Below are 26,275 nucleotides of genomic sequence, written 5' to 3'. Positions count from 1 at the left end.
TGTCCAGGGAAGCGGGGTTCCCCACCACGTTACTGGAAAATTGTTCAGGTAAGTCCCGTTCCGGCGGGACGGGGCTAGCGGCTGGAATCGACGGTGTGTCTGGAGGGATTTATGGGCCAAACCGATGCTGTGTGCAAGAAACCCACAATCCCTCCTCTTCCCCGCTCTCAGCCACATCGGCTGGTGGGGCGCCATCGACCAGCCACAAGCTATGGGGGGGTACCCAACCTGTCAACGCGAGATCTAGTGCTCGGCCCGGCATGGCCCGTGCAATCTATGATCGATCTCCGAGACGATCTCGCAGTCGTTCGGTGAACAGTCGGTGACCCCTCCCAGGAACGTGGAGTGTGGGCCTCCTGGAATCCACCGTGGACGGTCAGAAAGGGCCCTACGGAGGGGTTGGAACCACACCGCCCGCATCCGTCCCGGTGGGGGCCTGGGGGGCCTCGTCCAGGGCCTCCCCGGTGGTCTCTGGCTGCGGCGTGGGGGCCGGGGGCGGCGCGGTGGGGGCGGGCTGCGGCGCGGCCTGGGGCGGCGTCTGGGGGGCCACCTGGGGCCCGCTGAGGGTGTGCACGGCCCGCCGCAGCGAATCCTCCAACTCGCGGGCCGGCGGGGCCACGGCGGACAGCATCTGGTTGGCGCTGCGCGCGTGGCGGCTCTGGCTCTCCGCGGCCAGCTTGAGCTGGGTGAGGGCCTCGCTGACCAGCCGGCGGGCGTCCTCCAGCTTCTGCCGGGCCTGGTAGTAGGCCACGTCCACCATGTGCTTCTGGAGCGTCAGGCGCTGCTCCTCGGTGATGCCGGAGAGCTTCTCCGCGCGCCGGAGGTAGTAGAGGCCCTGGTCGACCCGGGCCGGCTCGTCCGACGCGATGCGCGGGCGGGCCAGTCCCTCCAGGACGGGGAACAGGGCCTGGTCCAGCTCGTCCCGGTCGGTGAACTTGCGCGTCAGGAGGGCCGAGACGTCCTGGCCTTCGATGGCGACCGGCGCATAGGCGTCCGCCAGCCGCGGGTCCCCGGTCCGGTAGGGGACCGCGCCCATGGGGGCGTTGCGGCCCTTCATCACCACCAGCTGCCCGTCATGGAGGGCCAGGGTGAAGGTGCGCGCGTTGAGCTGGGAGAGGAGAAAGACGACCACGCCGCCCAGGCCCAGGATGAGAGTGAAGATGAGGAGCCGCGTGAAGGTACGCCGCGCCCGATAGCCGAATCCCTGTTGTGCCGTTCCGTTCATGTCGCCTGCCCTCCTGACGTGCGAGCGCGAGGCCCATTTCCAGCCCCGGCGCTTAACTTGGGGCGCGCCTGCCCGGGGGTATACTCCCACTCCCGAACACACCGATGCACCACACATTCCGCCGCTTGGGGCCCAGCGAACTGCTGCCCCGCTACATTTTCGCGGAGAGCCTCTTCGCCCGTCGACGGGTCCTGGAAGTCGATGCGGTCGCCTCCACCGGGGGCGAGAGCGCACGCTTCCTCGTGGAGAGAGGCGCGCGCGCAGTCGTGTCGTGCGACAGGGATGTAGCGGCGGTCGAGGCCGCGCAAAAGGCGCACGGCGGTCCCGCCTTGCGCTTCCGGGCCAACGTCTACGACGACTTCGAGTCGGGCAGCTTCGATGTGGTGCTGGTCGCGGACCTGGCGCCGTACGTGAAGGCGCCGGAGCTGCTGGCGGAGCTGGCGCGGCTGGTGACGAAGCAGGGCTTCCTCGTGGGCGGCCTGCGCAACGTCGCGGGGCTCGCGTTGCCCCAGTTGCTGGAGGCCGAGGAGGGTGTGCCGCCCACCTATGGTCAGCTGCTGGACGCCCTGTCGGTCCACTTCGCCAATGTGGAGGTGGCCACGCAGTCCCCGGTGCTGGGCTACCAGCTCGCCTTCGAGCGGGGCGAAGGGCTCCAGGTGGACGGCACCCTGGTGAATCACAGCGAGGCCGCCTACTTCCTGGTGGTGGCGGGGCAGGACCCGGCGCGCGTGGTGGACCCGACCTGGGTGCAGCTGCCTCCCGAGCCGCTGGCCTTCACGCGCGGCAAGCTCGATGAGGTGGTGGCTCGCGCGAAGTCGTGGGAGGAGCGCAGCGGCCGGCTGAAGGAGTCGCTGACGAAGCTCCGCGCGGAGCTGACGGACCGGGAGGCGGAGGCGGCGTCGCTGCGTCCCTCCTTGGAGACGGCCCGTGATGAGGTGGCTCGGCTCACCGCGCAGTTGGAGCAGGCGCGGGGCAGCCAGGAGGCACAGCGCGAGCGGGACGACCTGTCCGGGAAGCTGCGGCGCCGCGAGCTGGAGCTCCAGGTGGCGCAGGAGCGGCTGGCCGACGCGGACCGGCGGCTGGCGGCGCAGCGGCTGGAGGTGGAGGCCGCGCAGCGTGCCCAGGCGGACGCGGGCGTACAGGTGTTGGCGGCGCAGGAGTCCCTGCGGCTGGAGCGCGCTCGCCGGGAGGAGACGGCGGCTTCTCTAGAGGAGGCTCGCGAGCGGCTGACGCAGGCGTATACGCAGGTGCGGGATCTCCAGGAGGAGCAGTCTACGCTGCGCATCGAGCGTGAGCGGGACCGGCTGGGGGCCGAGCGCGCCGTGGAGCAGTCCGAGGACCGCCGGCGTGCCGCGGAGGCCGCGCGCGAGCGGGAGCTGCGCATCGCGGAGCAGTACTCGGCGGCCCTGGCGGCCGTGGAGCACCTGAAGGCCGAAGCGGCGCGGGCGGCGGAGACGTCCCGGGACGCGGGCGCCGCCGTCTCCGTGAAGGACGCGGAGCTGGCGCGCACGGCTCGGGAGCTGGTGGACGCGCGGCAGCGGACGGCCTCGGCGGAGGGGGCTCGGAAGGACGCGGAGTCGCGGCTGGAGTCGCTTCAGGCGGAGGTCCGGGGCCTGGAGACGGAGCTGGCCGCCGCTCGCGAGTCGCAGTCCCGCCTGGGCCAGGAGGTGGAGGCCCTGACGCACGCGGAGGCTTCCGCGCGGGCCACGGCGCAGAAGTGGGAGGAGTCGCTTCATCAGGCCTCGCAGCGGCTGGAGGCGCTTGAAGCGGAGCGCGCTCGGGCCGAGGAGCGCCTGGGGCAGGCGCTGGAGTCGGAACGGACCGAACTCGAGTCCCGGCTGACGTCGCTGGAGCGCGAGCTGGAGGACGAGCGGGCGCGAGCGACGGCGCTGGAGCAGCAGGTCCTTGATGAGGTCTCCGCGAAGGGGGAGGTCGAGGCCCGGCGGCAGGAACTGGCGGAGGAGCGCGCGGCCCTGGTCCGGCGCGTGGTGGAGCTGGAGGCCGAGGCTTCCTCGCACGCTCGGACGGGGCGGCAGTCCTCGGAGCGCGCGGCGGAGTTGGAGTCCGCGCTTCAGGCCGCCCGTGAGGAGCTGGAGTCCGCGCACCTGGAATGGCAGGTGTCGGAGGAGCAGCTCGGGCGCGTTCGGGGGGAGCTGGATTCGGAGCGTGAGGCCCGGGCCGCGGTGGAAGAGGCGCTGCGGCTGGCGCGTGGGAAGCTGGAGGGCGCGGCGCAGCGACTGACGGACGCCGAGGCCATGCTCTCGCGGACCCGTGAGGCGTTGGATGCGGAGGTTGCTCGGCGCACGGCGCTGGAGGACTCCCTGGCGGAGATCCGGACCTCGCTGGACTCCGAGCAGGAGGGGCGGGCCCGGGCATTGGAGGCGCTGCGTGCGCAGCTCGAGGCCGAGCAGGCGCGGCGCAGCGACGCCGAGGCGACGCTCGCGGAGACTCGGGCTGGACTGGATGAGGCACGCCAGACGCTGACCCAGGTTCGGGATGCGCTTGCTTCCGAGGAGGAGCGGCGCGCTCGGTGGGAAGCGGCGCTCGGGGATGCGCAGGCGCTGCTTCAAGTGGAGGGGCAGGAGCGCGCGCGGTTGGAGGCGGCGCTCTCTTCGGCCCAGGGCCTTCATGCGGCGGAGGCGGAGCGGCGAGCTCAGGCGGAGGATTCGCTTGTCGGGGTTCAGGCTCGCCTGGATGAGGCGCTGGCGCTGCGTGCACGGGCCGAGGCGGAGCTTGTTTCGGCCCAGGAGGCGCTGGCTCGGCACGAGGCTCGGGGCCAGGCGGCGCTTGCTTCCGAACGTGAGGAGCGAGAGCGGCTGGCCGCGGAGCTCACCGCGATGCGGGAGCGGGCCTTCGGCGCGGATGAGGTCGTCACCCGGCTTCAGGCCGAGGCGGCTTCCGAGCGCGAGGAGCGTGCCCGGGCTCAGGATGCGCTCGCCGCGGAGCGTGAGGCGCTGGCCCAGGCTCGTGCGGACCTGGACGTCGAACGCCAGGGGCGCGGTGATGGCGAGGCCGAGCTGTCTCGCGTGCAGGGCCTGCTTGGGGTGGAGCAGCAGGCTCGCTCGGGGGCGGAAGCTGCGCTGGCTCAACTCCGTGCGACGCTCGGGGCGGAACAGCAGTCGCTGGCCGATGCCGAAGCGTCCCTGGCCGAGGCGCGTGCTGCGTTGACGGCGGAAAAGCAGACGCGCGCCGAGACCGAAGCCGTGCTGGCGGAGTCGCGCGAGGCGTTCGCGGCTGAGCAGCAGGTTCGGGTGGAGACCGCGTCTGCCCTGGCGCGGACCCGTGAGGCGGTTGCGGCGGAGCAACAGGCTCGCTCGGAGACCGAGTCCGTTCTGGCTCAGGCTCGCGCGGCACTTGAGGTGGAGCAACAGGCTCGCTCGGAGACCGAGTCCGTTCTGGCCCAGGCTCGCGCGGCGCTGACGGCGGAGCAACAGGCTCGGGCCGGCCTTGAGACGGCCCTGGCTCAGTCGCGCGAGTCGCTGACGGCGGAACAGCAGACGCTCATCGAGCTCGAGACCGCCTTGGCGCGGTCTCGTGAGACGCTCACGGCGGAGCAGCAGGCTCGGAGCGAGACTGTGTCCGCGCTCACGGCGGAGCAGCAGGCTCGCGCGGCCATCGAGGCCGCCCTGGCCCAGGCCCGTGAGGCACTTGCCGCGGAGCAACAGGCTCGCGCTCAGGCTGAGTCTGCACTGGCGCAGTCGCGTGCGACGCTCGAAGCGGAGCAGCAGACTCGCGCCGATACCGGTGCCGCGCTTGGACAGACTCGCTCGGAACTGGAGTCCGAGCAGCAGGGCCGTGCCGAGGCCGAAGCCTCGTTGGCGCAGGCCCGCACGTTGCTCGAAACCGAGCAGCGCACGCGAGCCGATGCGGAGTCCGCGCTGCAATCGCTGCGCACGGAGACGTCCGAGCGCGACCAGGCCCGGCAGGAGCGACTGGCTGCCGCCGAACGTGTCATGGCTGAGCAGGAGCGCGCGCTCGAAGCGCAGCGCCTGGCGGCAGAGGTGCGCGAGCAGGAGTTGCGCGATACCGTGACGCGCCTGGAGTCGGAGCGGGCGTGGGCGGACGACACCGCGAAGGAACAGCGCTCGGCGTTGGAGTCCCGGCTCTCGGAGGCGCGCGCGGCGCAGGAGTCGGACGCGGCGCGTGCGGTCTCGTTGGCTCAGGCCCTGGCGGACCTGGAGTCGGCTCGGAGCGCGGCGGATGCCCAGCTCGCCGAGCGTGCGGGAATCATCGGGGCGCTGGAGACGCAGGTCGCCCAGCTGCGTGAACAGGTCGCGGAGCGTGAGGCGGAGGCGGGCCGTGTCAGCGAGGCCGCCACCGAGGCTCGCGAGGCGCTGACCCGGCAGGAAGCCGCCGCGCAGGAGCGGCTCTCCTCGGTCGAGCGTGAGCTGGACGACGCGCTTGCTCGGGCGGAGCGGCAGCAGGGCGAAATCGAAGCGCTGGCGGCGGAGCGAGACCGCGAACGGACGGCCTTGGCCGCGGCGCAGCAGGAGCTGGCGCATCTTGGAGCGGCGCGGCAGGAGAGCATGCGCCTGGGGGCACAGCTCCAGCGCGCGATGGCGGCCCTGCACGAGCGGGGCATGCACATCGCCCGGCTCGATGCCGAGTTGGTGGATGCGCAGGACCGGCTCGCGGCGCAGCGGGAAAACGCCGAGTTGCTCATGGTGCAGCTCGAGACGGCGCGACGTTTCGCGGGCAAGGCCACCGCGATGGAGAACTCGCTCGAAGCCGAGCGTGCCGCGCTGGAGACGCTGCGAAACGAACTGGCCCGCGCGACCGAGGCCGCCGCCACGGAGCAGGCGAGGGCGAACGCGCTGGAGGCCCAGCTCACGGACTCAGCCGATGGACTGACGCGCGCCCGTAGCGAGCTGGAGGCCCAGCGCGCCCAACTCGAAGGGAAGCTCGCGGACGCCGTCACGCGTTCTGATGCTCAGCGCGCCGAACTTGAAGCGCAGCTCGCGGAAGCCGTCGCGCGTTCCAACGCCCAGCGCTCCGAACTCGAAGCGCAGCTCGCGGAAGCTGTCTCTCGTTCCGATGCTCTACGTGTGGAGGCGGGGCAGCAGTTCGCGGAGGCTGCTGCTCGCACCGAGGCCGAACGCACGGCGCTGGAGACCCAGCTGGCGGAAGTCACGGTCCACGCAGATGCACAGCGAGGCGCGCTGGAGGCTCAGTTGGCCGCCGCCGTGGCCAGCTCCGAGGCGCAGCGTGGCGAACTGGAGGCCCGGCTCGCGGAAGCCGTGGCCCACGCCGAGGCACAGCGCGCTGAGTCGGAGACCCGGCTGGCGGACCTCAACGCTCGACTCGAAGCACAGCAAGCGGAGCTGGAATCGCGGCTCGCCGATGCCTCAGCGCGATTCAACGCGCAACTGGCAGAGGCCAGCGAGCGCGCGGCCCTGCTCTCCGACACCGCTGAACGTGCCCACGCCGACAGGGCCACCCTGGAATCCCACGTCGCCGAGCTCACGTCCCAGCTCGATGTGCTCCGCGCCGACCTGGCCGCCGCCACGGAGCGCGCGGCCACGCTTCAGTCCGCCCAGGAGCGCCTCGCCCGTGCGGACTCCGACCGCGAGCGCCTCCAGTCCGACCTGTCCGTCGCCCGCGCAGCCCGGGTCCGCCTCGAAGGCCGCGTCACCGCCCTGGAAGCCGCGTCCACCGACGCTGTCCGAATCCTCGACGCCGAGCGCGCCGAGCGCACCCGCCTGTCCCAGGCGCTCGAAGTGGCCACGCAGCAGCTCCAGAGTCACGACGGCAGCGCTGCCGGGCAGCTCGCATTGCTCCAGACCGAGCGCTCCCAGCTCGATGAACAGCTCCGGGGCCTCGAAGCCCAGTTCCAGTCCCAGAAGGCCCGCGTGGACGCGCTGGAGGTGGAGCGCGCCGAACTCCTGTCCGCCGTGGAGTCCCTCAAGGTGTCCTCCCAGCCCGAGGACGTGCTGGAGATGGCCGCGGAGATGGAGCTCCTCCAATCCCTGGTGGAAGACCTCCAGCAGAAGCTCGCGGACCGCGAGGCCGAACTGGCCGCGGCGCAGCGGCCGGCGTCCCGCGCGGACAGCTTCGCCCTATTGGACGCGCCCGAGCCGGCCCGGAACGAGCTGGTCCCCCCAGCTGGGACGGAGCAGGGCGCCAAGGCCCCGGCTCGGCGTCCCCGAGGCGCGGTGCCCGCGCTGGACCTGCCGCCCCAGAAAACGCCCCCGAAGCCGGACGAGCGCGAATAGCCGCTCGCGAATAGGATTGCGCCCGTGGAAGCTCGCGAGCGCATCTTCAAGTATCAGGGCCTGGGCAATGACTTCGTCGTGCTGGACCGGCGCGGCTCCGGCGAGGACATCGACGCCGCCACGTCGCGGTGGATGTGCGACCGGCGCCTGGGCATCGGCGGGGACGGCGTGCTGGCGCTGCTGCCCTCCGAGCGTGGCGTCGCCCGCATGGTCGTACACAACGCGGACGGCAGCATCGCGGAGATGTGCGGCAACGGCCTGCGCTGCGCGGTGAAGTTCCTGGTGGATGACTCGGGCCAGACGCCGGGCCACCTCGACGTGGAGACCGGGGCGGGCGTGCTCACCTGCTACCCCTCGTATGGCGAGGGCGGCGTGGTGGCCGTGGACATCTCCATGGGCCCCGCCCGGCTGGTCGCCCCCAACCTGCCTTCGGGCGTCACCGGCCAGCCCTTCCTGGATGCCTTCGTGCCGGGTCATCCGCACCTGCGCGCCTACGCGGTGAGCATGGGCAATCCCCACATGGTCCTCCTGGACCAGCCGCTGGAAGACGCCTCGCGCCTGGGGCCCTTGCTGGAGCGGCACCCGTCCTTCCCGGATCGCACCAACGTGGAGTTCGTCCGTGTGGACTCGGACGGCCTCACCGTGGTGGTCTGGGAGCGAGGCTGCGGCCTCACCCAGGCCTGTGGGACGGGCGCCTGCGCGTCCGCCGTGGCCGCCGTGCTGGCCAAACGGCTCCCGGCCGATGCCTGGCTGCGCGTCACCCTGCCAGGGGGAGACCTGCGCATCCGCGTCCCCGCCGACCTGTCCGACATCCGCCTCCGTGGACCCGTGGCCTTCGTCTTCGAGGGCGTTGTCGCGGTTCCCTCGGGCCGGTAACCTCCCGCGTTCCTCTCGCCCCCAGGTCAGAACGCGCCGTGGCCGGACCCATCCTCGTCGTCGACGACGACCTGTTCTTCCGTCAGCTCGCCAGCGACTTGCTCACGCATAACGGGCATCGCGTGGTGGCCGTGGAGAACGCAACGCTCGCGCTCGAAGAGGCGGCACGCACGCCGTTCGACCTGGTCATCACCGACGTGGTGATGCCGGGCGTGGACGGCTTCGCCCTCACCGCGCGCCTGCGCGAGCGGGACCCCGACCAGGAGGTCATCCTCGTCAGCCATCGCACCGACATCCGGAACTCGGAGGTGGCGCTGCGCTCGGGCGCGGCGGACTGTCTCACCAAGCCGGTGGACGCCAACGACATGCTGCTCGCCGTGGACCGGGCGCTGGAGCGCGCGTCCCTGCGCCGCGAACGGACGCAGCTTCGCGATGAGAACCTGGAGTTCGCTCGCTTCCACAACCTGCACCAGCGCTGCCTGGAGCTCCTGTCCCATCCCGACCTGGAGTGGCTCCAGGAGCGGCTCACCTCGGAGCTGGCGGCCATCTGCGACGCGCAGAGCGCCGCGCTGTGGGTGGTGGACGACCGGGGAGACCTGGTGCTGCGGGCCTACCGCGGACTGTTGGACCGGCAGTTCCTCGCGGAGAAGATGAGCCCGGAAGGGCCGCTGTCCGGACGGCTGCGAGAGGCCCAGCCGTGGCTGGCCCGCGACGAGCGCTCGTCGGTGATGTACGTGCCCCTGGTGGCGTCGGGGGAAATCGTCGGGTTGGCGCAGCTCTCCGACCCGTTGTCGGGAGACTTCCGGCCCGAGCATTCGCGCGATGCCCGCGTGCTGGGTGACTTCGCGGCGGTGGGCCTGAAGAACGGCCGGAAGATGCTCGCGCTCCAGCGCCTGGGCCTGAGAGACCGCGAGACGGCGGCGTACAACCTCAGCTACTTCACCGACTACGCGTCCAAGGAGATCTACAAGGCCCGGCGCTACGGGCGGACGTTCTCCCTGCTGACCTTCTCCATCGACAACCTGCCGCTGGTGCGCGTGCGCCAGGGCGCGGCGGACGCGAAGAAGGCGGTGCGCGGCATCATCAAGGCGCTCAGCAAGATCATCCGCGACTCGGACGTCATCGCGAAGGCGAGCGACCAGGAGTTCTACCTCCTGCTGCCGGAGACGGACTTCTTCGGGGCGCTGATGTTCGTGCGCCGCGCGGTGGCCGCCGTGCGCGAGGAGCCCGAGGCCATGGAGGTGGACCAGCGCCTCCCGCTGGCGATGGTGGGCGGGGCCAGCACCTTCCCCAAGGACGGCGAGGACTTCGACGAGCTGGTGCACCGCTGCCGCCGCCGCATGGACGAGCGGCGCGCGTCGTTGCAGCGCCGGCTGATGCTGGACGGGCTGCCCTTCTGGGACGAGGTGGACCTGCTGCTGGGCACGCCGAACAGCCCCCGGTTGCCGGTGGACGAGCGCTCCGAGCCGAGCCGCCGGGGCAAGGTGTCCGACGTGCTCTTCGACGAACTCCAGGCGGAGATTGCCCGGGAGATGATGCGAGACCCAGGCTCGCGCGGCCTGCTGTACGTAGGCGGGCCGGAGATTCGCACGGACCTGAACATCGCCGCCGGGCTGGAGTCCGCGCCGCCAGATTTGGCGTCGCGCATCTACCTGCTGGGCCGCCGCGTCGACCTGGAGTCACACCCCGCGCTGACGCCCGTGTTCCTGGAAGGCGACGACCGCATCGCACGGCACGAGTTCATCCTCTGGCTCTCCGAGAACGCGGCCTACGCGCTCATCCAGCGGCGGGGCCACGGAGCGACGTGGGGGTTCCACACCTCGGACACCGCGGTGGTGGACGGGCTCATCTCCAAGCTGCAGGCCGAATACGACCTGCAGCCCTACTGACACGAAGCGGAGCGCCACCGTGGCCCCGGTCCGGAAAATCCTCATCGCCGACCCTGACCTCGAGTCCGTGCGCTCGCTGTCGCGGGCGCTGCGCACCAAGGGCTATCAGGTTCACTACGCGCCGGATGGCTCGCGGGCCCTGGAGGTGGCCGTGCTGCGCCACCCGGACCTCACGCTGTTCGACGAGGGTTGCCGGCTGCTGGACGCGCGCACCTTCATCCAGATTCTGCGCACCAACCCGCGCACCGAGGACATCCCGGTGGTGCTCACCACCGCGAGCTTCGAGTCGGACCGGCTGCGCGGCCTGCGGGACGGCTACCTGCGCAAGCCCTTCAACCTGGACGAGGTGCTCAGCCGCATCGAGCACATCTTCCGGCGCAGCGAGGCGGCCAAGGACCTCAAGAGCGAGCAGCAGGAAATCGAAGGCTCGCTCAGCCAGCTCAGCATCCCGGATTTGATGCAGCTCCTGGGCATGAACCGGCGCAGCGGCCGGCTGACGCTGGAGCGCGGCAACGACCGGGGCGAGATTTCCGTTGTCGAAGGCCGCCCGGTGAACGCGAAGCTGGGGCGCGTGGAAGGGGAGAAGGCCCTGTTCCGCCTGCTGGCGTGGGTGGACGGGACGTTCACCTTCTCGCCCGGTGGGAACACGGCGCGGCCGCGCATCAATCGCGGCATGGATGACGCGCTGCTGGAGGGCATGCGCCAGTCGGACGAGGTGAACCGGCTGATGCCCGGCCTGCCGCCGCGCCACACGCGGTTGATGCTGGCGCCGGACGCGGACCTGCAAGGAGACCAGCATCCGGTGACGCAGCAGGTGGTGGACCTGCTCCGCCATCCGCGCGCCCTGGGCGAGGTGCTTGACCTGGCGCCGGCCACCGACCTGGAGGTGCTCAACGTCCTCACCACGCTCATGCAGCGGGGCGTGGCGAAGGCCGCGGACGGGGACGGCGTGGAGGCTGCGTCCGGCGAACTGCTGGGCGCGGCGGAGGTGCACGCGCTGCGCGGCCGGATTCTCCGCACGCGGGCCCCCGCGAAGGTGGCCACCGCGAAAATCTTCGTGTGCGGCAGTGGCGCGAGCGCGGCCCGGCGGGTTCTCTCCCGCATGCCCGGCATGGAAGCGCTGTCGGCCGATCCCACCGCGGTGAAGAGTGGCTTTGGTACGCTGGGGCGCCTGGTGCTCAGCGAGGTGCTGCGCCTGGACTTCTGCGTGCTGCCTCCCGCGGAGGCGGCGCGGCCGCTGTGGCGTCCCTTCACGGCGGGCGCCATGGGCGCGCTGCTGATGGACGTGGCCGAGCCCTCCGTGCGGCTCGCTCGCTACCTGGCCTGGGAGGTCCGGATGCCGGTGGTGGTGGTGGGCGCGGAAGTCCCCGCGGCGTTGCAGGGGGCTCCCGCGGGAGCCCTGGGCGCGGCGGATGACCTGGCGGACGCGCTGCGTTCGCTGCTGGTCCAGGCGCTCAACCCGGCGCCCACGCTGCCCGGCGTGCCCCAGGTGCAGCGGGCCGCCGCGTCCATCGTGTAGGGCGAGGCCGCTTCAAAGGCGCGAGAGAATCTCCGCCTTCTTCCGCGCGTATTCGTCCTGCGTGATGAGCTCGTTGTCGAGCATCGACTGGAGGTCCTTCAATGCCTTCACCGGGTCTGGGGGGGCCACGGTCCTGGACTCGGAAAAGCCAGCGGCTCCCGCGATGAGGGCTTGGATGCTCTGGGGGCGCTGCTCATCGACGGGCCCCAGGACGACGAACCGCTGAGGGTCGTTCGGATCGATCTTCACCTTGAGTCGCACGCCGGGCTCCAGGATGAAGGCCTTCCAATCATGCGCCCGGCTGCGGTGCTGCCGCCTGTATGTGGGGAGGCCCGGCACCTTGAACTCCAGCAGGAAGTCGTAGACGTAACTCTTGTTGATCCGCATCGACGTGCGCTCCATCCGGAGGATGGTGGCCTCGCCGGCGGTTCCGTGCTCGCGGAGGCGCTGCGTCTGCGCGTGCGCATAGAAGAAGTACCCCGCCACGCCGAAGCCGACGAGCGAGAAGAGAAGGAAGGGCAACATCGCCAGGACCGCGGTCAGCACCAATCACCTCGATGCGCGTTCTCAGATACGCGCGAGAATCTGCGCCTTCTTCGCCTGGAACTCTTCAGGGGTGATGAGTCCCTTGTCCATCAGCGACTGAAGGTTCTGCATCGCCTTCACCGGGTCTCCCTCGGACGGCATGCCCTGTCGCATGAAGGCCCCGACAGGCGCCGTCATGGCCGCGCCGACGATGGCGACCTTGAGCGGGTCGTTCCGGTCGACCTTGACGTCGAGGCGCGTCCCCACGCCCATCGTCGAGATGCCCTGGTGGCGTCCCAGCTTCTTCTTCACCTTCGTTTGATAGGCGGCGCGTCCGCTCTGGCGGACATCGAGGAGCAATTCGAAGAGGGGCTGCTTGTTGATGCGCCAGCCCGTGTCCTTCAGCTCGAGCACCGTGGCCTCGGCGGCCTCTCCGTGCTTGAGCACATTCCGCTCCACCATCATGACGCGGACGACGCCCCACACCGTCCAGGCGGCATAGAGCGAGATGCCGCTAAAGAGGAGGTAGACGAAGATTTCAGTCGGAGTCGCCGGAAGCAGATGCGTCATGCCGCGCACACGCTACCACTGGTTCGCCATACGCCGGGATTCCCGGCGTGTCACGCCAGCAGCCAACGCATGGCCTCCGGCAGCCGCCGCTGCCAGTCCCGTTCGTGGTGCTCTCCGCCGGGTTCGAGCACCAGCCGCAGCTCGTGGTCCGCGTAGCCCAATGACTGGAGGTGGCGGTGGAAGTCCCGCGTCGCCTCGCCGTAGCGCATGACGTACCCCACCGGGTCCACCGTTTCCGTGGTGCCCGCGTCCAGGTAGATGCGCGTCCACCGTCGAGAGTGGGCCGACCACTCGGAGAACATCCGGTTCCAGCTCCACATCACCGACGGGGACAACCCGCCGATGCGGCCGAACAGCGCTGGATGTCGCTGCCCCAGGTGCAGCGAGATGAGGCCACCCAGCGAGGCGCCCATCACCGCCGTCCACTCGGGGCCTTTGCGGACGCGGTACGTGCGTTCGATGTATGGCTTCAGCGTTTCGACCATGAAGCGCACGTAGGGCTCGGCCCGGGCCGCCACGTTGCTGCGGGGCTCATCCCATGGCGAGTACTCGGAGAGCCTGTCGTGCGTGGAGTCCACCGCGACGATGAGCCACGGCTCCACCTGGTGCTCCGCCACCAGCCGCTCCAGCGTGAGGTTGGCGCACCAGGTGTCGAAGAGCGCGGACTCCGGATGGGCGAACACGTTCTGCCCGTCCTGCATGTAGAGGACAGGAAAGGACCTGTCAGGTGAGGCGTCATACGTATCGGGTGTGTAGATGCGGACAGTGCGTGAGTGTCCCTCGTGCGGGGAAGCGAAGCCTCGGAGGATGTGGACGTATCCCATGGGGTCCGGAAGTTGGAGCCTGCGGAGGAGGATAGGTCGCGGCCCCCTGCACCGGCCAGTTCCCCCAACCCACGGGATTCTCACGTCGTTTCCTCGGTGGATGAACCCAGCGCTCGGGCGTCCGGAGGTGTAGGCTCAACGGGTATCCCAGGACTCACACGAATACTCATGCAGCAGAAACTCGCCGCAGACATGTCGACCACCGCGGGCCGCGCACAGGCCGGGCAGAGCCCGGTGGCGCTCTCCGTGCCCGCCTTGACGATTGTGTCCCATCCCCAGCCGCAGCGCATTGGCGAGCGGCTGTTGCTGGAGGTGCTCGCGTCGCAGGGGCGCACGGCGGCTTTGTCTCGCAACGCGCCGGACTTCTCCCGGCCTGGGGGGCTCATGTCCCTGCCGTTGGGAGACCCATTCCTCAGCCGCAAGCCGGTGGAGTTCGAGCCCGGCCCACGAGGCGGCCTCCGGATGTTGGTGCCGGAGGACGGCACCCAGGTGCGCGTGGCGAACGAGCCCGTCATGGGCGGCCGGGAGTTCTCCCGCGAGGAGCTGTCCGCCGGGGTGCCCCTGGTGCTGGCCGACCGCGTGGTGCTGCTGCTCCACCTGGCCTCGTCCTTCCGTCAGCCGGGCGTGCTGGACCTGGGCATCGTCGGCCACGGTGAGGGAATCCACCGCGTGCGCGAGGACATCATCCGGGTGGCCGACCTCACCGTGCCGGTGCTCATCCGGGGCGAGACGGGCACGGGCAAGGAGCTGGTGGCGCGCGCCATCCACGCCAGTGGTCCTCGCCGTGCCGGTCCCTTCGTCAGCGTCAACCTGGGGGCGCTCGCCAAGGAGCTGGTCGCCGCGGAGCTCTTCGGCGCCCAGCGCGGGGCCTATACGGGTGCCAGCAAGGACCGGGAGGGCTTCTTCCGCGCCGCCGAGGGCGGCACGCTCTTCCTCGACGAGGTCGGCGAGGCGCCGCCCGAGGTGCAGGCCGCGCTGCTGCGTGTGCTGGAGACGGGCGAAATCTATCCGGTGGGCGGCCATACGCCGGTGCCCGTCGACGTGCGGCTCGTCTCCGCCACGGACGCGCACCTGGAGGCCCGCATCCAGGAGCGCACCTTCAAGGCCCCGCTGCTGCACCGGCTAGCCGGTTTTGAAATCCTGGTGCCTCCGCTGCGCGAGCGCCGCGAGGACGTGGGCCTGCTCTTCCACCACTTCGCTCGCCAGGAACTGGAGGCCATGGGGGAGGGCGGTCAACTGACGTCTTCGGACCCGCGCGCCGAGCCCTGGCTGCCCGCGGCCCTGGCCGTCCAGTTGGTGCGCCACGCGTGGTCCGGCAACATCCGCCAGCTGCGCAACGTCACCCGTCAGCTCGTCATTGGCAGCCGGGGCATGCCGGGGCTGCGTGCCGATGCGCGGCTGGAGCAGGTGCTGGACGCGGATGCGCAGCCAGTCCCCGGGCGTCCGTTGACCGAGCGCACGGGCGACGAGGCGGGGGAGGGCGCGAAGGCACCGCGGCGCAAGCCCGCGGACGTGGGCGAGCAGGAGTTGCTGGAGGCCCTTCGCGCCTCTTCCTGGGACCTCAAGGCCACCGCGGACTGGCTGGGCATTCCCCGGCCGTCCGTCTACGTCCTCATCGACAAGAGCTCGCTCCTGCGCACCGCGCGCGACTTGAGCCCCGAGGAAATCACGCGCTGCTTCCACGAGTGCGAGGGCGACCTCGACCGGATGGTGCAGCGGCTGGAGGTCTCCAAGCGCGCGCTCCAGCGGCGCGTGCGGGAGCTGGGCCTCAGTGGTGGGTAGCGTCGGCTGACGCGTCAATCCGAACCTGGTGGGTTCGGCTGACGCGTCCATTTGTCTTTCGGGGGTGGCTCGGGTGTCAATTGTCGAGGGGGCTGCGCGCCATGCCTGGCTGGTACGGTGCCTGCAACTCACAGCCCGCAGCAATCCTTCTCATTGCCCCGTTGGGGGCACGGGAGCCGCGCCCATGACCGTTGTCACCGTCACCATCAAGAAGTCGGGGGATCTGGTCTACGAGCCCAACAACAAGGTCCGGCGGGGGCAACCCGTCCGCTTCGTGCTCGACCCGCTCAACGGTCCTTTGTGGGCGAAGGTGAATCCGCCCGCGTGCCTGGTTGCAACGAATTCCGTCACCCTGGACCAGACCTCCGCGGCGCCCCCCATCTACGAGGACCCGGTCTCCGAATCGGCCGAGTTCACCACGTATTCGTTCACCGTGGAGGTCCCTCTCTTGCCGGAGAAGCCGCACTTCGGAGGCGAGGCGGAGACGAAGAACGGCAACCTGGATGTGACGACGGATCCACCGAAGCTCTGAGCCGGCCTGACGTGTCATGCTGAACCTCGTGGGTGGGGCTGACGCGTCCACCTGCGGCTGAGGGCATGCTCCGGTGGTGAATCTTCGAGGGCGCTGTGAACCAGACCTGTCTGGTATGGTGCCTGCAAATCACAGACGGCAGCAGTTCATCACACGCCCCAGCGGGGCACAGGAGCCACGGCCCATGGCCATCATCACTGTTTTCATCAACAAGTCCGGGAACCTGAGCTACATCCCCAACAACAAGGTTCGACACGGAGACACGGTCCGCTTCGCCATTGACACGGTTGGCAGTACATCGGACGTGACGGTGAATCCCCCCGCGTGCCTGGATTCGACGGCGTCGTTCAGCTTGAACAACACGTCTCTGGCCGCCTCTCAGCGCGAGGACCCCGTTGCCGACGGGGCCGCGGTCGGCTCGTACCCGTTCACGGTGGTGACTGGCGGCTCCCCCGAGGCGCGCCGCCACGGGCTCGAGTTGGAGACGAAGAACGGCAACCTCGACGTGACGACGGACCCGCCCAAGGAGTACTGAGCTAGTCAGGGCGTAGGAGGGCCGGCCAGCGGCTCGCGAGCCGCGCCGAGCCGGCCTCTCCATTCGGATTCCAGGTGAGGGTTGCGGGCCAGTGCTTGCCGCAACACCTCCTGGCCCTCGATGCGCCAGGCCTGCCGTTGCTCGGAGGAGGCGCGCGTCTCTGCCAGGGCGAGCAGCCCGCCGCCGCGAAGCGCCTGGGCCCGCGCCCACCTGGGCCGGTCCGCCAGGACTTCCGCCACGAGCGCGAGCCCCTGGTTCAGCAGCGGCGCGGCGTCCTCGTTCCTCTGCTGACGCCACGCGGCCCAGGCGAGCTGGAATCGCGCGGTGGCCAGCCGGTAGTCATGCCGGCGCGGCTCCAGGGACAGGGCTTGCTGGAAGGCCTGCGACGCGAGCTCGAAGTCCGATTCCTGAGCGGTGCCCCGGTGCGCCAGCCAGCGGGCCTTGAGCGCGCGGGCCTCGCCCGTGTTGCGCCACGTGTGGCCCTGGCGGGGATTCAGCGTGGTGGCCTGCGCCAGGGACTCCTCGGCCTTCGCCAGCTCCGCCCGTGGGTCGCCGCCGGTCTCCACGCTCCACGTCGCCAGCAGTGTCTGCACGCGGCCGAGGTTGGCCCAGAGGTCGGCGTCCTGGGGCTGGAGCGAGAGTGCCTGACGGTAGGCTTCCACGGCGGTGCGGGCACTCGGTTCTGGATTCTCCCTGCGCGCGGACTGGAAGGTGGCGTTCAGGGTCCACACCTCGCCCAGGTTGTTGTGGGCGTACACCTGTCTGGGCGCCAGCGTTCGGGCTTCCTCGAAGGCCGCCTGCGCCTGCTGGAGCAGGAGTTCGGGGGCGCCGCCTTCCTCCCAGCGTTGCTCGGCCTGCCACAGCAGCGCCGCGCCCAGCCCGTTGTGGAGCGGGGGGAGCTTCGCGTTGATGCCCAGCCCCTGCCGGAACAGGGCCAGCGCCTGCTCCAGGTCCGCCTCGAAGGGCTCGCCATGGCTCCAGCGCCAGCGCGCCAACTGCTCGGAGATTTCCGCGCCGCGGAAGCTGGCCACGACGTTGCCGGGATTGAGCGCCAGCGCCTTCGCCAGTGCGTCACGAGCCCGCGTCAAATCTCCCGCGGCGTCGGTGGCGCGTGGATTCGAAGCGCGGCGGCGCAGGGCGTTGCCCAGGTTGATCCACGCGTCGGCCTGGTTCTCCCGCACGCGGATGGCCTCCAGGTACGCGTCAATCGCCTTGCCCTGGTGCTCCAGCGGGTCCACGCCGCGCTCGGTTTCCGCGTCCGCCCACACCTGATAGGTCAGGCCCAGGTTGGCGTGGAAGGCATAGTCGCGCTCCTCGGGGCGCAGGCGCTCGAAGGCCTCGATGGACAGACGGAGCTGCTCGCTCGGGTCCTGCCCGCGCTCCTGGCGGTAGCGGGCCCATAGCCGGTGGGTGATGGCGAGCTCCAGCGCGACACGGTCGCTGGGCGGCGCCAGGGCCAGGGCCTCGCGCGCGGCGTGGATGGACTTCTCCAGCAGCGGCTCGGCGTCCTCGCGTCCCTGGCTGGTGCGCTGCTCCGCGAGCCGGCGGTGCAGGCGGGAGAGGACGACCAGCGAGCGGTGGTGATCCGGCGCGGCGGCGAGCGCGCGGGTCGCCGCCTCCACGCCGCGCTCATAGTGGGGCAGCACGTTGCCTTCGCCGTACAGCTCCATCACCAGCGCGGCCAGCTCCAGGCGCGCCAGGACGTAGTGGCCCATGGGCTGGCTCTCCGCGGTGGCGACGGCGGCGGCATAGGCGCGGCGGCCCGCGTCCAGGTCCTCCTGCGAGCCGGCCTTGTCGCCCTGGTGCCAGCGCTGCGTGGCCCGCGCCAGCAGCACGTCGCCTTGCAGCAGGGGCGCTTCGTAGAACCAGGGCTGCGCGCGGCCCATGGCTTCCAGGTGGGTCAGGGCCTCTTCGTGGCGGCCCTCGTAGAAGGCGAACAGCGCCTTCACGTACAGCGGTGGGACGGGGACGTCGGGGCCTTCGGCCTGGCGCAGGTAGGCCAGGGCCGGGTCCCGGTAGTTCTGCTCCAGTTCCTTGCGGCGGACCTCGCGCTGCTCCGGGCTGCGGCGCTCCACGTCCAGCAGCAGCCGCTCCTGGTAGAGGTCTCCCAGCACCTGCGCCAACGCCCAGGCCACCCGGGGCTCGCGGTAGCCCTGGGCCCACGCGGCCTCCAGGCGCTTGCGCGCGGCGTCCCGCTCATCCAAGACGAGCAACGCGCGGCCCAGGGCGTACTGGCCGGGGCCCAGCGCGTGGGGGCCCGCCTCGCGCACCTCGGCCTCCAGCGCGTCCATGCTGGCGCGCAGCTCGCGCCGGTCTTCACGGGTGTCGTGCATGCGGGACAGGGCGGAGTAACGCGCGGAGGCCTCGATGCGCTCCACCCGTTCGGTGAAGCGGCGCGTGAGGCGTTCGCGCTCGGCCACCTCGCCGCGGGCGATGCCCGCCTGGATGAGCGCCAGCAACACCACCGTCAGGGCCGCGGAGCCCAGCGTCAGCGCCACCCGATGCTTGCGGGCCTTGCGGCGCAGGCGGTAGCCCAGCCCCTGTCGCGCGAGGACGGGCTCTCCTTCGAGGAACCGCTCCAGGTCCTCCGCCAGCGCCCGCGCCGAGTCGTAGCGGGCGGGCCGCTGCTTCTCCAGGCACTTGAGGACGATGGCTTCCAGGTCCGACGGGATGTCGGCATCGAGCGCGCGCGGCGGCGCCGGCTCCTCGTGCTGGAGCCGAGTGATGACCTCCGCCTCGGTGGCGCCGGTGAAGGGCGGCCGGCCGGTGAGGAGCGAGTAGAGCGTGGCGCCCAGCGCGTAGATGTCCGCGCGCCGGTCCAGGCGGGACACCTCGCCGCGCGCCTGCTCCGGGGCCATGTAGTGCGGGGTGCCCTGCACGGCGTTGGGCGTGGCGCCGTCCTCGCGCCAGTCACGCGCCAGACCGAAGTCCATGACGAAGGGGGCCAGCCCGCCGTCCTCGGTGCGCTCCACCAGGATGTTGCCGGGCTTGATGTCGCGGTGGATGAGGCCCGCGCCATGGGCGGCGTGCACGCCCTCGGCGGCCTGGCGCAGCACCAGCACTTTCTGCTCCAGCGTAAGCGAGCGCGCCAGCTGTCCCAGTGGCTGGCCGTCCACGAAGCGCATGGCGATGTAGCCCCGGCCGCGCACCTCGCCGACCTCGTACACCTCGCACACGCGCTCGTGTCGGACGCGGGCCTGCGCGCGGGCCTCGGAGAGGAAGCGCCGGGCCAGCTCCGGGTCGTCCCCGCGCACGAACTTCAGCGCCACGTTGCGGCGGAGCATGGGGTCATACGCCAGGAACACCCGGCCCATGCCGCCCTGGCCCAGGAAGCGCACGGGCTGGTAGCGGTCCCAGTCCGGCACCGGGAAGGTGGCGCCGTCCGGCTCCACGGCGGGAGGCGGGGACACGCCCGGGGTGACCGGCGTCAGCGTGGCGGCCTCGAGCGGACGGCCAGCGCTCGGGTCCGTGCTCTCGGAGGCGAGCTCGCCACGAAGCGCCACCAGGGAGTCCTCGGACAGCCGGCCTCGCTCCCGCAGCAGCTCCAGGGGGCCACGCCGCAGGCGAAGCGCTTCCTCACGCAGGACCGCCACCTCCTCTCCGGAGAGCAGTCCTTCGTCCATCGCGAGGAGGAGCTCCTCCTCGTAAGTCTCATTCAATCGCCCCGCCACGTGCACGGCCCCAGCATACGGGTTGGCGCGTGGCGGGGGGAAAATCCGCCGGGAGGTCCACGAGGCCGGCGGAGGGGGCCTCTAAGGGGGTTGTGGACCTCCCGGCGGAAAGGTGTAGCGGTCAGCCCTTAGCCGCGCTTCCTCCGGCGGAGGCCGAGCAGGCCCAGGAGCGCCAGCCAGGACGCGGCGGGCGCCGTGCTGCAGCCGCCACCGGCGAAGGCCCGGGTGAGCTCCACCGTCCACGAGTACGCCGCGGGGGTGCTGTCCACGTTGCCCGCGCGGTCCGTGGCCCGCACGCGCAGGGTGTGCTGACCCTCGCCCACGTCATAGCTGTCCCGGCAGGGCTCGAAGGGGCCCCCGTTCAAGCTGCACTCGTAGGTGACGCCCTCCTCGGAGGCGTCGTACTCGAAGGTCGCCGTCCGGTTGCCGCCGCGCGAGGGAGGCGTGCGCGGCAGGTACGTGTCGGGCTCCTGGGTGTCGATGATGAACTCGCTGGGCGCGGAGGGCTCGCTGGTGCGGCCCTCGCTGTCGGTGGCGGTGGCCGTCACCGTGTGCGGGCCATCCTCCAGCGGCTGGGTCGGCGTGCAGCTCCACGCGCCCACGTCGTTGGTGGTGGTGGTGCAGAGCACCGTGTCGCCCTCGTACACCGTCACCACCGTGCCCGGGGCCGACGTGCCGCTCAGGGGCGGCGTCGACGTGTTGAGCACCGCGCCGTCGGCGGGCCCGGTGATGACCGGCGGCTCCGTCGTGGTCAGGGTGATGGTGAAGGTGACGGGCGTGGAGGTGGGGCCGGGGCTGCCACCCGGAGGCGTGGCGGTGGCCGTCACCGTGTGCGGGCCTTCAGCCATGGGCGTGGTGGGCGTGCAGCTCCAGTTCCCCGCCGCGTCGGCCGTGGTGGTGCAGAGGACGGTGCCGCCCTCGTACACCGTCACCTCGTCGCCCGGCGTCGCCGTGCCGCTCAGCACGGGCGTCTGCGTGTCCAGCACCGCGCCCGGCGTGGGGCCGGTGATGACCGGAGGCGCCGGCGGCGAGTAGTCCACGATGAACTCCACCGACGTGGACGTCTGCGGAGCGCCCGGGAAGGTGGAGGTGACGACGGCCGTGTGCGGCCCTTCCTCCAGGTCATCCGGCAGCGTGCAGCTCCAGTTCCCCTCCGCGTCGGCGATGACGGTGCACACCGGCGCGGGGTTGCCGTCCAGGTACACGTCCACGGTGGCGCCCGGCGTGGCGGTGCCCTCCAGCTCCTCGCCGGCGGTGCCGCCCGGCGTCGGGGACGTGACGACAGGGGCCGTCTGGCAGATGGACAGCGCGTCCACGCGGTAGGTCACCGCCGTGTCGGAGTTGTTGGCCAGGTCGCAGTCGGTGTCGACCAGCGCGATGCGCACGTCACCCGTGGCCGCCGTGAAGTCGCGGGACAGGGGGAAGCCCAGCGGCATGGCCTCGGCGCGCGTGGCCGAGCCCGGACCGCCGCGGGGCGTGTAGCCCAGCGAGAAGCCCTGCACCTGCGTGCCCGCGTTGGCGCTGACGCCAATGACGCCGGGGTACCAGTTGGCGCCACCCGAGTAGCTCACGGCGCCGGACACGTACCGGATGCGGTAGCGGCCCGGCACGCCCAGTTCGGCCTGGATGGCCGCGTTGGGCAGTACGGGGGCGTCGATGTCCGACACCTCCGTGCAGTTCGCGTTGCCCTGGCGGGTGATGAACACGCTCACGTCCGCCGTCTGGCACGCGGCGCCGCTCTCCACGGTGCACGTGGCCGAGCAGCCGTCCCCGTTGGCGGTGTTGCCGTCATCACAGGCCTCGCTGTCCGCCTTGATGCCGTCACCACACGTCACCGCGCACACCGACGGGATGCCGGTGCAGCCGAACCCGTCCTCGATGGCGCAGGTGGCCGAGCAGCCGTCGCCCACCGTGGTGTTGCCGTCGTCGCACAGCTCCCCCTCGTCGAGGATGCCGTTGCCGCAGGTGTTGGGGCTGATGCAGGTGTTGGTGTCGGGGTTGCAGATGCCGCTCTCGCAGACGCCAGACGCGTTGCAGGGCTGGCCGTCCTCCAGGAGGCAGCGCGAGGAGCAGCCGTCGCCGTTGTTGAGGTTGCCGTCGTCACACACCTCGCTGCCGGCGCGGACGTCGTCGCCACAGGTGGTGGCGCAGGTGCTGGGCGCGCCGCTGCACGTATAGCCATTCTCCACGCGGCAGCTCGCGTTGCAGCCGTCGCCCGCCGTGGTGTTGCCGTCGTCGCACGCCTCGCCGCTGTCCACCGTGCCGTTGCCGCAGGTGAAGAAGCACTGGTTGCCAGCGCCAGGGCAGCTCCAGCCCGGCTCCACCGAGCAGGTGGCGTTGCAGCCGTCGCCCGCCGTGGTGTTGCCGTCATCGCACGTCTCCGAGCCCGCACGGATGCCGTCGCCGCAGATGGTGGCGCAGGTACTGGGCGCGCCGCTGCACGTATAGCCATTCTCCACGCGGCAGCCCGTCGAGCAGCCGTCGCCCGCCGTGGTGTTGCCGTCGTCACACGTCTCGTTCGCGTCCAGGACGCCGTTGCCGCAGCTCTCGACACAGACGGACGGGCCGTTTGCGGGCGTGCTGCACGCGTAGCCATCCTCCACGCGGCACTCGGTGCTGCAGCCGTCCCCCGGCTCCAGGTCACCGTCGTCGCACTGCTCGCCTGGGTCCACGTTGCCGTTGCCGCAGGTGAGCACGCAGGCCTGGCCCGGGGCGGGGCAGGCGTAGCCCAACTCCAGGGTGCAGGCGTTGGAGCAGCCATCACCCAGGGTGGTGTTGCCGTCGTCGCACAGCTCACCCGCGTCCATCCGGCCGTTGCCGCACAGGGGGGCGCAGATGGACGGAGCGCCCTGGCACTCATAGCCGCGCTCGATGCGGCACGCCGAGGAGCAACCGTCCGAGTCGTAGTCATTGCCGTCATCGCACTGCTCGCCCGGGTCGATGACGCCGTTGTCGCACGTCTCCTTGCAAGCCTCGCCCGGGGTGGGGCAGGCGTAGCCCTTCTCCACGCGGCAGCTCGCGTTGCAGCCGTCGCCCGCCGTGGAGTTGCCGTCGTCGCACTGCTCGCCCGGGTTCAGCGTGCCATTGCCACACGTCTGGGCGCAGGTGCTGGGCTGGCCGGTGCAGCCGTAGCCCGCCTCGATGCCGCAGGTGGCGGAGCAGCCGTCACCGTTGGTGGCGTTGCCGTCGTCGCACTCCTCGCGCAGGGACACGGCGCCGTCGCCGCAGCGGTCGTCGTACGCGTCCACGAACAGGTAGCGGAAGGCGTTGGGCTCGGTGGCTTCGTTCTCGTTGCACAGCTCGATGCGGTTGAGGCCCGCGCGCCACGGAGCGTTGGTGCCGAACTCGCGGAAGATGTTCTTCTGCCAGGGCTGGCCCGCCGGCTCGTTGACGACGGTGGGCGTGAAGAGCTGCCCGTTGACGCGCGCGCTGTCGAACTGGTTGTCGTTGAACGTGGCCAGCCGCAGGCGGAACTGCGAGACGTTGGTCGTCGAGGGCACCATGAAGTCCTGGTACACGCAGACGGGCGCTCCCAGGGGCGCCGCCATGAAGCGGGCCGTTTGGATTTCCTGAGGCCAGTCGTTGGCGGTCCGCGGACCCGTGGCCGCGCCCGTGTTGGTGCCCGAGTAGAACCAGTGCGGATCCGGGCCGACCTCCAGCCGGCGGTTGTTCTCGTCCACGCCGGTGTTGAAGACCGTCACGCCCGCGCGCACGCAGCGGCTGGGGCTGCCGGCGCAGGCGAAGCCAGGCTCCACCTCGCACAGGCGGCTGCAGCCGTCGCCCTCGAAGCGGTTGCCGTCGTCGCAGACTTCCTGCGCGTAGGACGGGTGGGCGCGGTTGTCGAACATGCCGTTGCCGCACAGGGACAGGTCACAGGTCGCCGTGCAGTCGGAGCCGGGGACGTTGCTGTCACACGCCTCGCCGGAGTCGACGACGTTGTTGCCGCACAGGCTCGCCAGCGAGCAGGGGCGCCCGGGCACGTGGCACAGGTAGCCTGCTTCGATGGTGCCGGTGGCGGAACAGCCGTCGCCGCTGGTGGTGTTGCCGTCGTCACACTGCTCGCCGGGCTCGAGCTGGCCGTCTCCGACGAGGGAGGCGGACCGGCTCACGAGCACGGGCTCGGTGGGGGCCGCGGCTGTCCGGGCACCGCCCGAATCACAGCCGGTCAGGGATGAGAGCAGCGCGAGACAGAGCGCCGCCGTCTTGAAGAGGACACGCGTTTTCATGGGGATGTCTGCCTCGGTTCTCAGTGGGTGTCGGGAGAGGGCTCGCCCTGCTGCGTCTGCACGCCCTCTGCGTCGCCGACGATCTTGAACTCCACGCGGCGGTTCTTCGCGCGGCCCTGGGTGGTGTTGTTGTCCGCGATGGGCTGGGTGGGGCCGAAGCCCTTGGACTCCAGGCGCTCCCGGGCCACGCCCTTGCTCACCAGGTAGTGCACGACGGCGTCGGCGCGGCGCTGGGACAGGTCCAGGTTGTAGTCAGGGTTGCCGCGGTTGTCGGTGTGGCCCTCGACACGCACCTTCTCCACTTCCGGGTGGGCGATGAGGATGTTGGCCACCGTGTCGAGCAGCTTGTTGCTGCGCGCGATGATGACGTCCTTGTTGTTCTCAAAGTAGACGGCCTCGAGCAGCTGGATGCGATTCTCTCCAATCTGCGCGAGCTGCTTCTCCTTGCAGCCGTGGTTCTTCGCCGGGCCGGGCTCGGTGGGGCAGTTGTCGAGCCGGTCGACGATGCCGTCACTGTCGCGGTCCTGGTCGGGGCAGCCGCGGTTCTCCTTGGGGCCAGCCTCGTTGGGGCAGCGGTCGGCGGTGTCGAGCACGCCGTCGTTGTCGTTGTCCGGGTCGGGGCAGCCGTCCTCGTCCTGGAAGCCATCCTTGTCCTCGGCCTGGTCCGGGCACTGGTCCTTGGAGTCGGAGATTCCGTCCCCATCGGTGTCCGGGTCATCCGGGCAGCCGTCCTGGTCCTCGAAGCCGTTGAAGTTCTCCGCCTCCTTCGGGCAGCGGTCCGCCAGGTTGGGCAGGCCGTCGCCGTCGTCGTCCCCGTCCGGGCAGCCATTCAGCTCCGACAGGCCCTCGACGGTGGGGCAGCGGTCGGCGGCGTTCTTGATGCCGTCGCCGTCCAGGTCGAAGTCCGGACAGCGGGCGGGGTCATGGGGCTGACCCTCCACACATGCGTTGGGCGTGGAGGCGGGGGTGCCGAAGGTGAGGCCGGCGAGCACGCGGAACGACGGCGTGCCCGGCGTGCTGCCGAAGCCAGGGCCACCCATGGCGTAGACTTCCGTGCCCGCGGGCATGGGAACGCGCACGCCCAGCAGCACCTCCATCGACTCCGGCGCGTTCGCGACGGGCAGGGTGCCGCGCACCACCAGCTCCTGGCGGAAGCCGAGCAGGCCGGCGGACAGGTTGACGCCGCCGTTCAGCTCCGTGCCCAGCTCGTCGAGGTACGGCTGCGTGTTGGGGGACAGCGCATACGTCTTGGTCCGCACCAACGCGCCCAGGTCGGCGCCCACGCGCCACGTGCCGCCCAACTGCTTGCCCAGGCCGAGCCGAGGCGAGAAGACGAAGCCCTGGTCCCGGGTGAGCGTCTCCGTGCTGCCAATGGGCAGGGCCGCGCCGAGGTGCAGGCCCAAATCCATCAGCCCGCCGCGCTGCTCGGAGAGGATTCCCGCGCGCGCCTGGAGCCACGGCGTGCCAAGCGCGCTCGTGGACGGCGTGGCGACGCCCAGCGCCGCGGTGTCCGGTCCCCACTGGGACACGATGGGCACCTGCGCGCCGAGCTCCAGCCAGTCAGTGATGGCATAGGCACCACTGAGGTGGACCGTCACGCGGTTGGAGACGATGACGCCTTGCTGCTCTCCACCGGAGACGAGCACCAAGGGCTCCTTCTCATAGTGTCCGGTGAAGCCGAGGCGGTACTCGCCGCGGGACATGAGGTCGCCGGTGGACAGCACCAGGCTGTCGCGTGCACCGGGATTGAGTTGCAGCCGCTCCAGCTCGATGCCGGGGATGCGCTGCGCCTGGGCCTGGGCCGTGACCGCCCAGAGGACGGCCAGACCTCCAAGCCATGGGTGATACGGATGTGAAGACAAGAGTTCCTCCCCCTCAACGTGTCGCCG

At 70.9% G+C, this 26,275-nt stretch carries 14 protein-coding genes; 7 read left to right on the top strand and 7 right to left on the bottom strand.

Annotated features, from left to right (window positions below; genetic code table 11):
• Nucleotides 1-388: 388 nt before the first annotated feature.
• Complete coding sequence (locus tag BHS09_RS25950) at nucleotides 389-1,342, bottom strand: IF-2 protein (RefSeq protein ID WP_140794195.1); 954 nt, start codon at nucleotides 1,340-1,342, stop codon at nucleotides 389-391.
• Here BHS09_RS25950 and BHS09_RS25945 point away from each other — a divergent pair.
• Genes BHS09_RS25945 through BHS09_RS25930 form a run of 4 tightly spaced genes read left to right on the top strand, consistent with a single transcriptional unit; the run spans nucleotide 1,330 to nucleotide 11,721 of the window.
• Nucleotides 1,330-7,437, top strand: coding sequence for a methyltransferase domain-containing protein (locus BHS09_RS25945; RefSeq protein ID WP_140799408.1), 6,108 nt, complete (start codon nucleotides 1,330-1,332; stop codon nucleotides 7,435-7,437). The two genes, BHS09_RS25950 and BHS09_RS25945, sit on opposite strands and share 13 nt — an antisense overlap.
• 24 nt (nucleotides 7,438-7,461) lie before the next feature.
• The gene (dapF, locus tag BHS09_RS25940) at nucleotides 7,462-8,313 is read left to right on the top strand and encodes a diaminopimelate epimerase (protein WP_140794193.1); all 852 of its coding nucleotides are present in this window, start codon (nucleotides 7,462-7,464) and stop codon (nucleotides 8,311-8,313) included.
• A 38-nt stretch (nucleotides 8,314-8,351) separates the two neighbouring features.
• Complete coding sequence (locus BHS09_RS25935; RefSeq protein ID WP_140799407.1) at nucleotides 8,352-10,202, top strand: GGDEF domain-containing response regulator; 1,851 nt, start codon at nucleotides 8,352-8,354, stop codon at nucleotides 10,200-10,202.
• A gap of 19 nt (nucleotides 10,203-10,221) precedes the next feature.
• A complete protein-coding gene (locus tag BHS09_RS25930; RefSeq protein WP_140799406.1) occupies nucleotides 10,222-11,721 on the top strand; it encodes a DUF4388 domain-containing protein in 1,500 nt (499 codons plus the stop codon).
• Between the two features lie 12 nt (nucleotides 11,722-11,733).
• Here the strand turns inward: BHS09_RS25930 and BHS09_RS25925 are convergent, their stop codons facing one another.
• The 3 genes from BHS09_RS25925 to BHS09_RS25915 are packed head-to-tail and all read right to left on the bottom strand — an operon-like array spanning nucleotide 11,734 to nucleotide 13,640.
• Complete coding sequence (locus tag BHS09_RS25925) at nucleotides 11,734-12,267, bottom strand: SHOCT domain-containing protein (protein WP_140794189.1); 534 nt, start codon at nucleotides 12,265-12,267, stop codon at nucleotides 11,734-11,736.
• A 21-nt stretch (nucleotides 12,268-12,288) separates the two neighbouring features.
• Complete coding sequence (locus BHS09_RS25920; protein WP_140799405.1) at nucleotides 12,289-12,816, bottom strand: SHOCT domain-containing protein; 528 nt, start codon at nucleotides 12,814-12,816, stop codon at nucleotides 12,289-12,291.
• A 50-nt stretch (nucleotides 12,817-12,866) separates the two neighbouring features.
• Entirely contained in the window at nucleotides 12,867-13,640 is a 774-nt protein-coding gene (locus tag BHS09_RS25915; RefSeq protein WP_140794187.1) for an alpha/beta hydrolase, read from the bottom strand.
• Between the two features lie 168 nt (nucleotides 13,641-13,808).
• Here BHS09_RS25915 and BHS09_RS25910 point away from each other — a divergent pair, with 168 nt between their 5' ends.
• The 3 genes from BHS09_RS25910 to BHS09_RS25900 all read left to right on the top strand — a co-directional run bounded on the left by BHS09_RS25910 (nucleotide 13,809) and on the right by BHS09_RS25900 (nucleotide 16,489).
• Entirely contained in the window at nucleotides 13,809-15,422 is a 1,614-nt protein-coding gene (locus BHS09_RS25910) for a sigma 54-interacting transcriptional regulator (protein ID WP_140799404.1), read from the top strand.
• Between the two features lie 184 nt (nucleotides 15,423-15,606).
• Nucleotides 15,607-15,954, top strand: coding sequence for a hypothetical protein (locus tag BHS09_RS25905; protein ID WP_140799403.1), 348 nt, complete (start codon nucleotides 15,607-15,609; stop codon nucleotides 15,952-15,954).
• 184 nt (nucleotides 15,955-16,138) lie between these two features.
• Nucleotides 16,139-16,489, top strand: a complete 351-nt coding sequence (locus BHS09_RS25900) for a hypothetical protein (protein ID WP_237077430.1) — start codon at nucleotides 16,139-16,141, stop codon at nucleotides 16,487-16,489.
• A gap of 5 nt (nucleotides 16,490-16,494) precedes the next feature.
• Here the strand turns inward: BHS09_RS25900 and BHS09_RS25895 are convergent, their stop codons facing one another.
• From BHS09_RS25895 to BHS09_RS25885, 3 genes are all read right to left on the bottom strand, one after another.
• Nucleotides 16,495-20,166: a serine/threonine-protein kinase gene (locus BHS09_RS25895; protein ID WP_140799402.1), complete on the bottom strand. Its 3,672-nt coding sequence runs from the start codon at nucleotides 20,164-20,166 to the stop codon at nucleotides 16,495-16,497.
• Between the two features lie 122 nt (nucleotides 20,167-20,288).
• Entirely contained in the window at nucleotides 20,289-24,386 is a 4,098-nt protein-coding gene (locus tag BHS09_RS25890; RefSeq protein ID WP_140799401.1) for a DUF4215 domain-containing protein, read from the bottom strand.
• A 20-nt stretch (nucleotides 24,387-24,406) separates the two neighbouring features.
• Nucleotides 24,407-26,248, bottom strand: a complete 1,842-nt coding sequence (locus BHS09_RS25885) for an OmpA family protein (RefSeq protein ID WP_140799400.1) — start codon at nucleotides 26,246-26,248, stop codon at nucleotides 24,407-24,409.
• Nucleotides 26,249-26,275: the final 27 nt, after the last annotated feature.

The sequence above is a fragment of the Myxococcus xanthus genome (genome assembly GCF_006402735.1).
GTDB lineage: Bacteria > Myxococcota > Myxococcia > Myxococcales > Myxococcaceae > Myxococcus > Myxococcus xanthus_A.
The sequence above is the reverse complement of the archived record's forward strand: the minus strand, read 5'-3'. Positions and strand labels throughout refer to the sequence as shown.

Excerpts from the sequence above, each read along its gene's own strand:
- BHS09_RS25945 (WP_140799408.1), top strand. The coding sequence starts at position 1,330 with ATGCACCACACATTCCGCCGCTTGGGGCCCAGCGAACTGCTGCCCCGC.
- BHS09_RS25950 (WP_140794195.1), bottom strand. The coding sequence starts at position 1,342 with ATGTGTGGTGCATCGGTGTGTTCGGGAGTGGGAGTATACCCCCGGGCA.
- BHS09_RS25920 (WP_140799405.1), bottom strand. The coding sequence starts at position 12,816 with ATGACGCATCTGCTTCCGGCGACTCCGACTGAAATCTTCGTCTACCTC.
- BHS09_RS25915 (WP_140794187.1), bottom strand. The coding sequence starts at position 13,640 with ATGGGATACGTCCACATCCTCCGAGGCTTCGCTTCCCCGCACGAGGGA.
- BHS09_RS25910 (WP_140799404.1), top strand. The coding sequence starts at position 13,809 with ATGCAGCAGAAACTCGCCGCAGACATGTCGACCACCGCGGGCCGCGCA.
- BHS09_RS25905 (WP_140799403.1), top strand. The coding sequence starts at position 15,607 with ATGACCGTTGTCACCGTCACCATCAAGAAGTCGGGGGATCTGGTCTAC.
- BHS09_RS25900 (WP_237077430.1), top strand. The coding sequence starts at position 16,139 with ATGGCCATCATCACTGTTTTCATCAACAAGTCCGGGAACCTGAGCTAC.
- BHS09_RS25890 (WP_140799401.1), bottom strand. The coding sequence starts at position 24,386 with ATGAAAACGCGTGTCCTCTTCAAGACGGCGGCGCTCTGTCTCGCGCTG.